The 14552-nt window shown below is 67.8% G+C and carries 11 protein-coding genes; 1 reads left to right on the forward strand and 10 read right to left on the reverse strand.

All coding sequences use genetic code 11. The features are described 5' to 3' along the window. Nucleotides 1-286: 286 nt before the first annotated feature. The 10 genes from MET9862_RS15035 to MET9862_RS15080 all read right to left on the reverse strand — a co-directional run bounded on the left by MET9862_RS15035 (nucleotide 287) and on the right by MET9862_RS15080 (nucleotide 13190). A protein-coding gene (locus MET9862_RS15035) for an IS630 family transposase (RefSeq protein ID WP_173807913.1) occupies nucleotides 287-1344 on the reverse strand; the annotation gives its coding sequence in 2 pieces (ribosomal slippage) (nucleotides 287-852 and nucleotides 852-1344; 1059 coding nt in all). A gap of 577 nt (nucleotides 1345-1921) precedes the next feature. Then, the gene (locus tag MET9862_RS15040; protein WP_163006281.1) at nucleotides 1922-2521 is read right to left on the reverse strand and encodes a class I SAM-dependent methyltransferase; all 600 of its coding nucleotides are present in this window, start codon (nucleotides 2519-2521) and stop codon (nucleotides 1922-1924) included. 324 nt (nucleotides 2522-2845) lie between these two features. After that, nucleotides 2846-6109: an efflux RND transporter permease subunit gene (locus tag MET9862_RS15045; protein ID WP_053608599.1), complete on the reverse strand. Its 3264-nt coding sequence runs from the start codon at nucleotides 6107-6109 to the stop codon at nucleotides 2846-2848. 15 nt (nucleotides 6110-6124) lie between these two features. Beyond that, nucleotides 6125-7411 (reverse strand): efflux RND transporter periplasmic adaptor subunit, encoded by a 1287-nt coding sequence (locus MET9862_RS15050; protein ID WP_053608600.1) that lies wholly within the window; start codon nucleotides 7409-7411, stop codon nucleotides 6125-6127. A gap of 139 nt (nucleotides 7412-7550) precedes the next feature. After that, the gene (locus MET9862_RS29815; RefSeq protein WP_053608598.1) at nucleotides 7551-7919 is read right to left on the reverse strand and encodes a hypothetical protein; all 369 of its coding nucleotides are present in this window, start codon (nucleotides 7917-7919) and stop codon (nucleotides 7551-7553) included. Nucleotides 7920-7989: 70 nt separating this feature from the next. Next, nucleotides 7990-8535 (reverse strand): MgtC/SapB family protein, encoded by a 546-nt coding sequence (locus tag MET9862_RS15060; protein ID WP_438616618.1) that lies wholly within the window; start codon nucleotides 8533-8535, stop codon nucleotides 7990-7992. 139 nt (nucleotides 8536-8674) lie between these two features. Beyond that, nucleotides 8675-9361, reverse strand: a complete 687-nt coding sequence (locus tag MET9862_RS15065) for a ZIP family metal transporter (protein WP_053622017.1) — start codon at nucleotides 9359-9361, stop codon at nucleotides 8675-8677. A 71-nt stretch (nucleotides 9362-9432) separates the two neighbouring features. Then, complete coding sequence (locus MET9862_RS15070) at nucleotides 9433-10347, reverse strand: cation diffusion facilitator family transporter (RefSeq protein ID WP_053622018.1); 915 nt, start codon at nucleotides 10345-10347, stop codon at nucleotides 9433-9435. Nucleotides 10348-10539: 192 nt separating this feature from the next. Beyond that, on the reverse strand, nucleotides 10540-12888 hold the full coding sequence (locus tag MET9862_RS15075) for a heavy metal translocating P-type ATPase (RefSeq protein ID WP_053622019.1): 2349 nt from the start codon (nucleotides 12886-12888) through the stop codon (nucleotides 10540-10542). 65 nt (nucleotides 12889-12953) lie between these two features. Continuing rightward, on the reverse strand, nucleotides 12954-13190 hold the full coding sequence (locus MET9862_RS15080; protein WP_053608419.1) for a DUF2171 domain-containing protein: 237 nt from the start codon (nucleotides 13188-13190) through the stop codon (nucleotides 12954-12956). A 352-nt stretch (nucleotides 13191-13542) separates the two neighbouring features. Between MET9862_RS15080 and MET9862_RS15085 the strand changes: the two genes are divergently transcribed. Continuing rightward, nucleotides 13543-14076 (forward strand): hypothetical protein, encoded by a 534-nt coding sequence (locus tag MET9862_RS15085; protein ID WP_053608418.1) that lies wholly within the window; start codon nucleotides 13543-13545, stop codon nucleotides 14074-14076. Nucleotides 14077-14552: the final 476 nt, after the last annotated feature.

Below are 14552 nucleotides of genomic sequence, written 5' to 3' on the forward strand. Positions count from 1 at the left end.
TGGCCAGTTGCCGCTCGCCGTCTCCGCTCTATCCCAGCAAACGTGGGTAGAAGACTACCGACTGCCGCCCCCGTTGGCGCTTCCGTTCGGGACCGCCCGCTCGGGATGGCCCGCATTGCCGCCGGCCGCGGAGTCGGTCGTTATTGTGCTCGCTCCTGTGGGGCCGGGGGCTATAACTATGTCACGATCATTTCCGGTGGTGTTAGGTTGTCTTTGGATCACAACTCCTGTCGCGCCGGACTGCCCAGGGGCGGGCAAGCCTTGGGCTAATACCAATCCTCATTGATCAGAACCCATGTGTCCATTGGCGTAGTCCGATGGACATGATGCGCCAGGGCTGGTCGATGAGCTTGTTCCAGGCGTCGCAGCAGTGATCGAGGATATCGGCGTAGGATTTGAAGATCCGGTTGCCGAGCCAGTTGTCGCGAAGGAACTGCCACAGGTTCTCGACGGGGTTGAGTTCGGGACTACGCGCCGGCAGCGGCAGAAGGGTGATGTTGTCGGGGACCGGCAGCTTCTTGGTCGTGTGCCAGCCGGCCTGATCGAGGAGGAGCACGGCGTGGGCACCGGGAGCCACGGTCCCTGAGATCTCTTCGAGGTGGTGGGCCATCGCCTCGGTGGTGCAGCGGGGCATGACCAAACCCGCGCCGACGCCCCGGGCCGGGCAGATCGCCCCGAAGATGTAGGCCGACTGTGTGCGCTGATCCTTTGGGGCTGAGGGGCGTGTCCCGCGCTTGGCCCAGCGCCGGGTCAGCGTGTTCTTCTGGCCGACACGGGCCTCGTCGCAGAACCAGACCTCTATCGGCTTGCCGCCGACAGCTTGCGCGATCTCCGCCAGACGGTCGGGGAAGTCTTTTTAAAAATGGCCGCGGCCTCCGGGTCCTGGGCGTGATGGCGCGGACGGGCCGAGAGCTTGCGGTAGCCCATCGCCCGCAAGACCCGGCTCAGGGTCTGCTCGGAAACCGACACGCCGTGATCCTCGGACAGGATCTGGGCCAGATCGCAGAGCCGCCAGCGTACCACGCCGTGAGCGGCGGGAACCGGCCCCTGTTCGACCAGCGCCTTGAGGACGTCCCGCTGATCGGCGTTCAGGCGCGGACGGGCCCCAGGGGCCTTGCCGTCGATCAGCCCGTCCGGGCCATCGGCGTTGAAGGCCAGGACCCAGTCGCGCACCGTCTGCAGCCCGACCCCGCCGATCTCGGCCGCCTCCGAGCGCGAGCCGCCCGCCGAGATCACCGACAGCGCCAGCAAGCGGCGGGTCTGGGCCGGATCGCGTGAACCCTTGGCCAGGGCACGTAAGGATCCGGCATCGAAGTCCGACCGCAGCGGTACGGGAGCGGCCATCGCATCCTCCTCAGGCCCCAAACCCGAGGACAGAATCACGGCCGAGACAGCGGCGCTACCCGTCGTGAGTCGCGCTCAACGAGGTCTGGTATAAGGCTGGGCTGCTTGCGAGCAGACCCAACACGCAGAAAAAGCTAATCTTTGTCATGATCTTTCCTGGGCGGGATGTTTCGGGGTGAAACCTGACAACCAGCCGCCCCACGGTCGGTTGCAACGTGAGCCCTCATTTAAGGCCTGAAAGAACACCACCGGTCTGGAGTTTCGGCGCTCGCCAGGCGGATCTCCCCAGGCGCAGGCGACGGAGCTGCCCCGCCCCGCTAACGCGTCGAGATCGCCAAGTGGGAAGTCATGTGTCTCCATCACACCGCTGACCAGCGGGCCCACGCCGCTGCTTCGTCTTCCGCGACTTCCGTCCGCGCCTTCAACCGGCAGGAAAGCCGAAGGCGCCACTGACAGCCACAGGGCGCAAACGCCTCGTCACGCTCAACGCCATACCTGCCCGGAAAGCCGATTATCGCGCCGCAGCCACCACGTAATTCCAGTGGCGGTAAGCCCAGCGCGGTTCAATGGAGCGAGCTCACTGCTTCCGGCTGCGGATCAGGGCCATCCGGCCGATCCAGATTGGATGCTCCGACAAGCGACGCACTCCGGTAAAGCCCGCCTCCGTCAGGTATTTCGGCCACGTCCCCGACGTGTGGGACTTGGTTGCCTCCGCGCCATAGAACAGCTGGGTGAGCCGTAAGATCACGTCTTCCCGCGAGGCCTTCGGTTGGTCGATGTCGGCCGCCAAGACGATACCGCCTCGCCGGAGGATCCGCCGAAGCTCCCGCAGATTTTTCGTCTTATCCTCCGGCGCAAGACCATGCAGGTTGAGAACCAGCAGCGCCTTGTCGAAAGAACCTGCGCCGAACGGTGTGCGCCTCGCATCTTCGAACGTCATAGCTTTATAGTTGGACAAATTCATGCTGGATGCGCGCTTGAACGCCTTCGTGATCCGACGTCGGTTGAACTCGACCGCAACAAACTGTGAGTCTGGGAAGCGGTCGGCGCAATACAAGGCGCGCAGAGCACTTCCAGGGCCGCAGTCGAGAATGCGCTCACCGGGCCTCGGGGCGAGGGCTTCCGCCAGGGGCGCGTACCATTTTGGGTCGTCCAGAAGGCAGGCATCGACCAGCATGCGGAATGCACTCGAGAGCCATCGGCTGCGGACTCGCCGGCTCGCCGGCACCTCGGTGTGTATGAGATCGGCTCGACTCTCCGCATCCGAGACGCTTGTCGCGCACTTGCCAGCCTGCATCTTTAGCATCCCCATCGGCAAAGAAAAAAATCGGTGGCGTGAGGCAGACGTCGCGCTGGCTATCCGGCCCCTTACATCGATGAAGAATGGTTCGTGAACGTCACGCGACGTGACGTTGGCGTGCCAGGTTGCGAGCCTGCCTGCCCTTTGGATCGGCTTCCGATCCTCTTTGAGGTTGAAAGCCGCGAGGCGACATGGGCGCCCCTACTCCGCGGCAGGTCGCAGGGGCGGAAAGGCGCGTCCCTCGGCTTCCTTCCTCGCCTGCACGGAAGATTTCGGCAGATCCTTGCCGCCGAAGCGGGCGTAGAGCGCCGGCAGCACGATGAGCGTGAGCAGGGTGGCGCTGATCAGGCCGCCGATGACGACGGTCGCCAGGGGCCGCTGGATCTCCGCCCCAGTCTCGGTGGCCAACGCCATGGGCACGAAGCCGAGTGAGGCCACGAGCGCCGTCATCGCCACCGGTCGCAAGCGGGTCATGGCGCCCTCCAGGATCGCCTCGCGCCGGGGGCGCCCCTCAGCGATGAGTTGCTTGATGAAGGTCAGCATCACGAGGCCGTTCAGCACCGCCACGCCGGAGAGCGCGATGAACCCGACCGCCGCCGGCACCGAGAACGGCATGCCGCGCAGCCACAGCGCCGCGATGCCGCCGGTGAGCGCCAGCGGCACCGCGCTGAACACCAGCAGCGCGTCCCGGGGCGAGCCCAGCGCCGAGTACAGCAGCAGGAAGATCAGGAAGAAGCACACCGGCACGACGACCATCAGACGCTGCCGGGCCGAGGCCAGATTCTCGAACTGACCGCCCCAGGCGATGTAATAGCCCGGGGGCAGCTGGACTTGGCTCGCGACCTTCGCCTGCGCCTCGGCCACGAGCGAACCGATGTCCCGGCCGCGCACGTTGGCGGTGACCACGACACGGCGCTTGCCGTTCTCGCGGCTGATCTGGTTCGGCCCCTCCGTCACCTCGAAGCTCGCCACCTGCTTCAGGAGCACGGAGGCCGAGCGCCCGTTCGGGCCGGGCGGCAGCGCGACGGGCAAGTTCTCCAGCGCCTCGCGATCCTCCCGGACCTTGTCGGTCAGGCGTACGACGATGGGAAAGCGCCGGTCGCCCTCGAACACCACGCCGGCATCCTTGCCGCCGATCGCCGCCCCGATGACCTCCTGGATGGCCCCGGTGCTCAGGCCTAGCCGCGCGGCCTCCGCCTTGTTGATCTTGATCTCCAGGAACGGCAGGCCCTGCGTCTGCTCGACCTTGACGTCCTCGGCTCCCGCCGTCCCCTTCAAGATGGCCGCGATCTGGTTGGCCACCTTGAGCATCGGCTCGAACTCCTCGCCAAACACCTTCACGGCGAGATCGCCGCGGGTGCCGGCCAGAAGCTCGTTGAAGCGCAGCTGGATCGGCTGGGAGAACTCGAACACGTTGCCGGCCAAGGCGCCGGCGGCTTTCTCGATCTGCTCCTGCAGCTCGGTCTTGGACAATTCCGGGTCCGGCCACTCCTCCTGGGGTTTGAGGATCACGAAGGTGTCCGAGGAGTTCTGCGGCATCGGGTCGGAGGCAACCTCGGCGGTACCGGTCTTCGAGAACACGTAGGCCACCTGCGGGAACTTACTCACCGCCTGCTCGATCTTGAGCTGCATCGCCTGGGATTGCGACAGCGAGGTCGAGGGGATCCGCAGCGCGTTCATGGCGATGCTCTTCTCGTCGAGCGTCGGGATGAACTCCGCGCCGAGCCGGGTGAACAACACGCCGGCCCCGGCCAGCAGCAGGAGCGAGCCTAGGATGAACGCCATCGGGGCCCGCACGGCCCCGACCAGGGCCGGGCGATACGCCGCCTTGAACCCCCGGATGATGAGGTTGTCCGTCTCGGTGACCTTGCCGGTGATCACGATGGCGATCATCGCCGGGACGAAGGTCAGCGACAGGATGAAGGCCGAGACCAGCGCGATGATCACGGTCAGCGCCATCGGCTCGAACATCTTGCCCTCGACCCCCGTGAAGGTCAGGAGCGGGACGTAGACCAGGATGATGATCGCCTGCCCGAACAGCGACGGCTTGATCATCTCCTCGGCCGACGCCCGCACCGTCGCGAGCCGCTCCTCGAGTTCCAGCTTGCGGCCGAGTTCGTGCTGTTTTTCCGCCAGGTGCCGGAGCGAGTTCTCCGCGATGATCACCGCCCCGTCGACGATCAGCCCGAAATCGAGGGCGCCGAGGCTCATCAGGTTCGCCGAGATCTTCGCCTCGACCATGCCGGTCATGGTCATCAGCATGGCGACCGGGATGACCAGCGCCGTGATGATGGCGGCCCGGATGTTGCCGAGCAGCAGGAACAGGATGACGATGACGAGCGTCGCGCCCTCGGCGAGGTTCCGGGCCACCGTCTTGATGGTCGCCTCGACCAGCAGCGTGCGGTTGAGCACCGTCTGCACCTCGACCCCGGGCGGCAGCGACTTGCGGATCTCGTTCATCTTGGCATCGACGGCGGCGGCGACGGTGCGGCTGTTCTCGCCGATCAGCATCAACGCGGTGCCGACGACGACCTCGCGGCCGTTCTCGCTGCCCGAGCCGGTCCGTAGATCCCGCCCGATCCGGACCTGAGCTATGTCCTTGATCCGCACCGGCACGCCGCCACGCGTCGTGACGACGACGTTGGCGATCTCGTCCATGCTCTCCAGCCGTCCGGCCGCGCGCACGACGTAGCCCTCGCCGTTGTCCTCCAGGTAGCGGGCGCCCTGGTTGGCGTTGTTGGCCTGGAGTGCGCGGGCGACGTCGCCGAACGAGAGGTCGAGGGCGGTCAGCTTCGCCGGGTCGGGCTGGACGTGGTACTGCTTCTCGTAGCCGCCAATGCCATCGACGCCGGCCACCCCGGGCACGGTCTTGATCTGCAGGCGGATGATCCAGTCCTGGATTGTGCGCAGATAAGCGGACCGCTCCAGCTCGGTCGTGAGGCGCTGCCCCTCCGGGGTCAGGTAGCTGCCGTCGGATTGCCAGCCCGGCTTGCCGTCGAGGACGGGCGCTTTCTCGCCGGCTTTCTTGTAGTTCACTGTCCACATGTAGATCTCGCCCAGGCCAGTCGAGACCGGGCCCATCTGCGGCTCGGCGCCTGGCGGCAGGTCACTCTTGACCTGGTTGAGGCGCTCGGCGACCTGCTGCCGGGCGAAGTAGATGTCGAGCTTCTCGTTGAAGACGGCGGTGACCTGCGAGAAGCCGTTGCGCGAGAGCGAGCGGGTGTATTCGAGCCCCTTGATGCCGGCCAGCGCGGTCTCGACCGGGTAGGTGACCTGCTTCTCGATGTCGACGGGTGAGTAGGAAGGCGCGACCGTGTTGATCTGCACCTGGTTGTTGGTGATGTCCGGCACCGCGTCGATGGGCAGCTTGGTCAGCGAGAACACACCGAAGCCGGCGGCGAGCAGCGACAGCAGCACCACGAGCCAGCGCTGGTGGACCGAGAAGTCGAGGATGCGACTGATCATGGCGAGCGTCCCGTCTCAGTCGTGGTGCTCGGCTTCGCCCTTGCCGAGCTCAGCCTTGAGGAGGAAGGTGTTCTTGACTGCGATCTCCTCGCCCGGCTCCAGGCCGGAGACGACCTCGACCGACTCATCGTCCGATTTGCCGGTCTTGACGTCGCGCCGCTCGAAGCCGTCCGCGTTGCGCACGAAAGCGACTTTCTCGCCGCCCATGCTCTGGAGTGCGTCGCGCGGCACCTTCGCCTTGGCGCTGTCCTGGCCGACCTGGATCTCGGCCGAGACGAAGGTACCCGGCCGCCAGCTGAAATCCTGGTTGGGCAGCGCGGCGATCACGCGGGCCGAGCGGGTCTCTGCGTTCAGGAGCGGGCTGACGAAGATGATTTTGCCCTTCGCCCGCTGGCCCGCATCCTCATCGCGGGGTGCGATCAGAACCTCCGCGCCCTCCTTGACCTTGGCCAGATCCGTGGTCGGCACCGCGAGCTCGACCCAGACCGTCGCGAGGTCCGCGACCGTGTAGAGGTCGGCCGGGTCACCCTCCTTGCCCACCGCCGTGCCGACGTCGACCTTGCGCTCGACGACGCGCCCGGTCAGCGGCGAGCGCAACTCGTAGCGCCGCAGGCTCGATTGGTTCGGGGTGGTCTCGTCCTTCTTGGCCGCTGCCGCAACCTCATCCGCATTGAGGCCGAGCGCCGAGAGTTTCTGGCGGGCAAGGTTGACGCGCAACTGCGTCTCGGAATAGGTCGCGCGGGCCTGTAGGAACGTGGCCTCGGCGGAGATCCGCTTGTCCCAGAGCGCCTGCTGCCGGTCGTAGTTGGTCTTCTGCAACTCGGTGTTGACCAGAGCGGTGAGGTACTCGCTCTTGGCGTCGGCGACCTCGCGGCTGTCGAGGACGGCGACGACCTCGCCCTTCTTCACGGGGTCGCCCAGGCGCTTGAGCATCTCCGCCACGGTTCCCACAACCCGCGCCGGCACACGCGCGATCCGGTCGGTGTCCGGCGTGATCGTGCCGGGCGCCATCAGGTGCCGCGAGAGCGTGCCGCCCTGAACGGGCGCGGTCGTGATCTCCTGCGCGGCAGCCTGCTCCGCCGACATTTTGATCTGCCCCTCGGCGGCGTGATCCTCCGCCTTCTCGCCGGCCGGTTTTTCCGCCCCCGCCTTCGGGGATTGCGCTGGGCCCTCCGGTGGGGGGTCGGTCTTCATCAGGCCGGTCGCCGCCAAAGCCCCCTGGATGACCTGGGACACGCGCGGCACGGCACCGCCGATCGCGACACCGACCGCCAGAACAATCAGAATAAGAAACGCACGCATGGCGCTGACCTCGACCGGGCCTTTGGGCGCCGGCTGCGCAGAGGCGCGGCCGATCACTTCCAAGTTCCCACATGACCTCCAACGCTCAGCCCCTGAAGAAGGCGCAAGCGGCGACAGTCCACCGTAGCGGTGGGACGGGTCAGGCCCGGGGCGGTCTGCGGAGTGGGGAGGCGGCGCGGGAGGCGAGCGGCTCGGTCTGGATCGGATAAGCAATCCGATCAGCTGTCCGGACCGGCTCGAACGCGACCGGCTCGGCCCGCATCACTTGGTGACAGCCGCAGTGGGCATGGAGCAGGATGCCCGCATCCGCCGGGTCGCCCGATCCTGCATGATCGGGAGCCGGATGCGACGCGAGCGTCAGCAGTCCATCGCTCTGAACGGAGCTGGGTGCCGCGGCAGTTTCGGAGCTGATGACGGAGAAGGCGAACACGAAGGCTACCAAGCATGCCACGGCAGTGCGCAGCAGGCGCGCCGGGTCGCTTGTCCAAAGGTGCCGCAGGCTCGTCATCTCAGCCCTGATCTACGATCGACCGCAAGTGAGCACAAGGTCTGCGCCCCTCCGACCGAGGTGAAGCCCGTCATGGACTGGGATCGCCTCGAGCGTCCCCGCGGGGAAGTGACGGATCGGCTGCCCCTTCCCGATCCAGAACGGCGCCCGCCGAACGCGCGGCCGTATCGGTGTTCGGCTCCTCTGGATCGGTTTCGGATCCTCTACCGTTGGTGTCGCCTCCGTCGCGGTGGGCAGCCTGCTTCAGCGGCACGAGGTAGCGCAGCGTCAGGTAGGTGACGAGGCTCAGGATGGCGGCGATGTCGTAAAGGCCGTAGCCCACTGCCGCCCCGAGCGCGCCCGTGGCCCACAGGCTGGCGGCGGTCGCGGTGCCGGAGGCACGCCCGGCATGCTTCAGGATGGCCCCGCCGCCGATGAAGCCAACACCCGTAATCACACCTTCGAGGATGCGGGCCTGGCCCGTCGAGTCCGCACCGAGCACGCGGATCGCGACCAGCACGAAGCCGCAGGCGGCGACCGCGACGAGGGGAAAGGTGCGGATGCCAGCCGAGCGCTCCTCCTGCTCGCGGTCCCACCCGATCGGCGCCGCGAGGGCGTAGGCGATCGCGAGATCCACGAGATGGGATGCCACCTCCCAGAGGCTGAAGGCTGTGAGCTTCATCGGCGTGACGGTTCTTTCTCGATAGCACTACGCGGTGCGCCCCACAGGCGAAGGCAGCCCTCAGCATGATCGCCAATGCGCGAGCCGGCGCGCCTCAAGTGGCGATCTCCTCGATCACCAGCATGCCGAGGAAACCTATGAAGAACATCGCGGTGGTCCAAGGTTGCTCGGGTACGGCATGCGCCTCCACGAGCAGCTCCTCGGTGACGAGATAGAGCAGCGCGACGAGCGCGAACGCGAAGAAGCCGGCGAGATAGGGCCCGGGCAGCGCACCGACCGGCGTGCCCAGGAGCGCACCCAGCGGCAGCAGGAGCGCGAGACCGGCCACCGTACCGACCACCCGTCCCGCAGAGCCGCTCGTTTGCTTCAGCTTGGAGGCGACCGCGATCCCGAGAAACAGTACCTCGAGCGTGAGTGCGCCCGTCAGCAGCAGGCCCTGCTTCGCCCCGGCCGCGAAGCCGATGCCGAGGACCAGGCCGTCGATCAGAATGTCGATCCCGACCGTCGCGATGAGCCCGACCGACCCCTTCGCCTTCTCCCCCAGGCGCTTGACCAGGAGCATCAGGGCGACACCGAGGGCTCCGCCGACGATCACCGCGATCGGGGATTGCTGATGCTTGAGGTCGGGCAGGATCTCGCCCGCGACCGCGGCGAACAGGACGCCCGCGGCGAGATGCTGGACGGCGCTGGTGACCGCCGGGCCAGGCTGACGCACGGCGGCGACGGCGGCCCCCAGTACCGTCGCGAGGGCTGGGATGAGCGTGTAGGCCCAAGCTGACATCGAAGTTCCGTATTCCTGGATTGCGACGGGGACACACCATCGGCGGCGGAGGCCGAGCGGCTCAGGTCCGCTCAGATGTGCAGAGCCTTTTCCTCGGTTCGAAGCGCCGCATCTTCGATCTGGATCGTAACGTGATCGACCTTGAACTCGTCCGCCAGGATCTGCCGTGCGTGACGCAGCACGCGGGCGGCGTCACCCGCCCCAGGCACCACCAAGTGCCCGCTCATCGCGTCGAGACCCGAGGTGATGGTCCAGACGTGAAGGTCGTGCACGCCGGCCACGCCCGGGATCTCGGCCAAGCGGCGCTCCAGCAGCACGACGTCGACCTGGGGCGGGGTGCCCTCCAGCAGGATATGGGTGACCTGGCTGAGCAGGCTCCAGGTGCGCGGCACGATGAACAGGCCGATGCCGGCTCCCACGATCGGGTCGGCCAGCCGCCAGCCCGTGACCATCACGATCACTGCCGCCACGATCACCCCGAGCGAGCCGAGCATGTCGGAGAGCACCTCGAAGTAGGCGCCCTTGACGTTCAGGCTCTCCGACGAGCCGCCGGACAGGAGGCGCATGCTGATCAGGTTGACCACCAGGCCGACGGCCGCCACCGCCAGCATCGGGCCGCCGATGACCTCGGGCGGGTCGACGAAGCGGCGGTACGCCTCGTAGAGGATGTAGATCGTGAGGACGAGGAGCACGACGGCGTTGGCCAGCGCCGAGAGCACCTCCGCGCGCAGGTAGCCGTAGGTCCGTTGCGGCGTCGCGGGCCGCTCGCCGAAGCGGATCGCCAGGAGTGCCAGCGCAAGACCTCCTGCGTCGGTGAGCATGTGGGCAGCATCGGCCAGGAGCGCGAGGCTGCCGGTCAGCAAGCCGCCGACCACCTCGGCGGCCATGTAGGTCAGGGTCAGCCCGAGCGCCCAGATCAGGCGCCCGCGGTGCCGCCCCGCGGCCGAGCCGCCGAGGGTTGCTCCATGATCATGCCCTGCACCCATTCCGGTTCCTCTTTCCTGAGCGGACGATCACAGCGTCCCGGCGACGCGGGCGGTGGAGTAAGAAGATGCGTCGACACCCTGACGCCTCACGGCCCGATGGCCCGCCGCGGCGCCGGCGCTCCTCGGGCAGCGAACCGGCCCAGCCGCCGCTCCTCCAGCGATGAGCCAGGCCTGCGGGGCAGGGACGTGCGCTCACGCCGCCGCGGGCTCGAGAGCCTCGCTCGGCTGCGCCGTGTCGCCCCCGCCCGACGTGCCGCCGGAACCGAAGAACCCGAGCAGGCGCAGCGCGTTCGCGGTGACGATCACGGTAGCCCCCGTATCGGCCAGGATGGCGATCCACAAGCCCGTCAGCCCGAGCACGCTCGTGACCAGGAACACCGCCTTCAGCCCCAGCGCGACGGCGATGTTCTGGCGGATGTTGGCCATGGCGGCCCGCGCCAAGCGGATCATCTCCACGACGTCGTAGGTGTGGCTCCTCAGGAGCGCGCCGTCGGCGGTCTCCAGGGCGACGTCGGTGCCCGAACCCATGGCGATCCCCACGCTCGCCGCCGCCAGCGCCGGTGCATCGTTGATACCGTCGCCCACCATCATGACCCCGCCCCCCACCCCGAGCGCCCGGATCACCGCCACCTTGTCGTCGGGCATCTGCTCGGCGCGGAACTCCAGACCGAGCGCACCCGCGATCGCCGCACCGGTGCGCGCGTTGTCGCCCGTGAGCATGATCGGACGGATGCCGAGATCTTGTAGGGCTGCGAGAGCCGACTTCGCGTCGGGACGCGGCTCGTCGCGCAGGGCGATCAGCCCCACCAAACGGCCGCCCACCACGAGCGCCGTGACGGTCTTGCCCTCCGCTTCGAGCGCGGCGCTCCGCTCGCTCGCCCCGGCCGGCCAGGTCGTACCGCCTTCGGCAAAGCGCGGAGCACCGAGAAAGATCTCCTGCCCGTCGAGCGAGCCGGTCACGCCCTGACCCGGAACGGCCCTGACCCCGTCGGCGGGCTGGATCCGGCAGCCCGTCGTCCTGGCCCACTCCACGATCGCGACGGCGAGTGGATGGTTCGATCCGGTCTCGACGGCCGCAGCCAGCCGCAGCATCTCAGCCTCGCTGCCGGAATAGACCGCGACGTCCGTCACCCGCGGCGCTCCCTCGGTCAGCGTGCCCGTCTTGTCGAAGGCGATGATCTGCGTCTTCGCCGCCGCCTCGATCACGGCTCCGCCCTTCATCAGCAAGCCGCGGCGCGCCCCGGCCGACAGGGCCGATGCGATCGAGGCCGGCACCGAGATCACGAGCGCGCACGGGCAGCCGATCAGCAGGAGCGCGAGCCCGCGATAGACCCAGGTCGACCAAAGCCCCCCGAACAGGAGCGGCGGCATCAGAACGACGAGGAGGGCGAGGCCGACGATGAGCGGCATGTACCAGCGCGAGAAGCGGTCGATGAAGCGCTCCGTCGGCGCGCGCGCCTCCTGCGCCTCCTCGACGAGGCGGATGATGCGCGCGATCGTGTTGTCCTCGGCGGCCTTGGCGACGCGCACCCGGAGTGCCGCCTCGCGGTTGATCGAGCCCGCGAAGACGCCGTCCCCCGCCCCTTTGGTGCTCGGGAAGGATTCCCCCGTCACAGGAGACTCATCGATGCCGGACGTGCCGGAGAGGATGACGCCGTCGGCCGGGATGCGATCGCCCGGTCGCACCAGCACTGTCTGGCCGATCGCGAGCGACGCGGCCGGCACGTCTCGGGCGATGCCGTTCTCCTCGACCAACGCTGTCTTCGGGACGAGTTCGCCGAGCGCCCGGATGCCGGCGCGGGCTCGGTCGGCCGCCACGCCCTCCAGCACCTCGCCGACCGCGAACAGGAACACGACAAGGGCGCCTTCCTCCGCGGCGCCGATGAACAGGGCGCCGGCAGCGGCGATCGACATCAGCATCTCGATCGTGAACGGCATGCCGGCGCGCGTGGCCGCGATGGCGCGCTGGGCGACGGGCGCGACTCCGACCAGCGTCGCGCCCACGAATGCCCAGAAGGCCAGCGCGGGAACGCTGAGCTTGATCATCCAGGCCAGGGCGAGCATGGCGCCGGTGAACAGGACCAGACGGCCCTTGCTGGCCTGCCACCAAGGCCTGCCGGCGTTCTCGCCATGTGCGTGCCCCTGCTTTGCGAGAACGCCGTCATGCTGGTGTGCCGTCGTCAGGGGTGCCTGCGCGTCCTGGTCACAGCCCGGGTCACCACAGCCGTGTGCTGCGTTCGCATCGTGGCGGCCGAGCAGCTCGTGTTCGGGACCGGAAGTGAGGGATGGCGGCAATTTGCGCGTGAGCGTGTAGCCGAGGCCGGCCACGCGTTTCTCGACGGTCGCTGAGGAGATCTGGGTCTGATCGATCGTGGCGGTCAGGGTCTCGGTGATCGTCGAAGCCCTGACGTCGCTGACGCCCGGCAACCTGGCCAACGCCGTTTGGATCTTGCCGACGCAGCTGGCGCAATCCATCCCCTCGACCTTCCAGGTGAAGGTCGTACCGTTCTTGCGCGCGGCGTCCGCACTGTGTCCCGTCATGAGATCCTCCTGCTCCCCGGCAGCCTAGAACCTCTAGCCGCTAGAGGAGCAAGGAGCGGTCGGTCTCAGCCTTGGCTCTGCCACTGCGCCATGACCTCTTGGCTCGACCTGCTGAGGTGTACATGCGCGTCGACGCGCTCGACCCAGGCGAGCGGGATGAGGTGATGCGCGCCTTGCGCGGCCGGATCGTTCCGGGTCAGCTTGATCTGATCGGATCCCTGCATGTGATCGACGGTGCCGACATGGTGCCCATCGGACGCCTTGACCTCCATCTGCTCTTTGATCTGGCTTGCATCGATCATGACGTATCTCCTCGACCTGAGACGGCCGACACATGGTGTGACGGGAGACGCTCGACGAGCGCCTCGCGTTCGGCGGCCATCTTCCGGCAGCGCTCGGCGCAAGTCCGGCACCGTTCGAGGCCGTTGAGAACACCGTCTCGCCCTGGAACCGGGGCTAGCGACGAGAGAACCAGCGCTGCAAGGAATGGTTGCGCACGGTCGTCCTCGAGCCCAACATCGATGATCTCGGGGTATTCCCGCGGGGGTCTGGTGCTCGGTCCGGAAGCGCCGATCGAGATCGCAATCCATGGTTCAGTCACGCGCCAGCGACGACGTGCAGGGACGTCGCAGATCAACGGAGGGAGAGACGACGATGAGACGCAGCGCCCTGTCGGCCCTGCTCTGGCTCGGCTGCCTGCACGGAGCCCATGCTCAGGAAGCCCCGTTTGGCCTGTCCTGGGGACCCGTCGACACGGTGCCGAAGCCCTCCATGGTCGACCGTGAAGCGAACATCACCGCGCTGACCTACTTCCACGACCGTCCGCTGGCCGCGGGCATCGATACGGACGAGGTCATCCTGGAAGTCTGCCGGGACGAGGGCCTGCAGCAGGTCATCTGGCTCAGCCGTCCGCTCTCGGAGGCCGAACTGCCGTCGCGCTACGAGGCCATCTACCGGGAGGGCGTGCGGCGGTATGGTCAGCCGCAAACCATGCCGGGTGCCGAGACTGTGTCGTGGCCGTCCGGACGCGCGCTCCTGGCCGTCAGGAAGGCCGTTCCCGGCGAGCGGCGCTTGACCATGCTGGCCAGGGGCGACCGCTACGAGTCGTGCTCGGTCGCCCACCAGGGGGCCACAGGCCACCCGGCCTCCCGGCACGCGTCGGACCTGATCCTCGGGCAGACCCCGTGAAGCAGGTCGCGATCATCTGCACCGGGCCCACGAGGGTGGTCGACCCGCAAACCGCCGAGATGATCGGGCTCGGCGCGACGCCATATGCGGCCTTGATCGGACAATCGCTACCTCGGCGGCCGGGCATGCCGATGCGGCGTGAGCCCGGGGCTTGATGAGCGGTGCGTCGCGGCGGGCCTCGTCAGCGGACGACGACCGGGCGACCTGCGCGCCCCGTCCTCCTCTCGCGAGCAAGCCGCTTCACCGCAAACCTGTCCCGCCGGGATCATCTCGAACGGGACCATGGACGCCACGCACGCCCTCCAGCGCAGGCTTCGAGGCCGGGGGTAGGGCACGTGCCGGTCACCCCGCGCCAGCCGTACTGCGCAGCCGAGAAGCTCACAAGTGGCATCGAACCGTCATCGGCCGTCGATAAACAGGCGCGCCCGGAGATCGCCGCCTGTTTCGGCGGTGATGCGCCCCTAACCGAACCCGCG

This window comes from Methylobacterium symbioticum (assembly GCF_902141845.1).
In the GTDB taxonomy this organism is placed as follows: domain Bacteria; phylum Pseudomonadota; class Alphaproteobacteria; order Rhizobiales; family Beijerinckiaceae; genus Methylobacterium; species Methylobacterium symbioticum.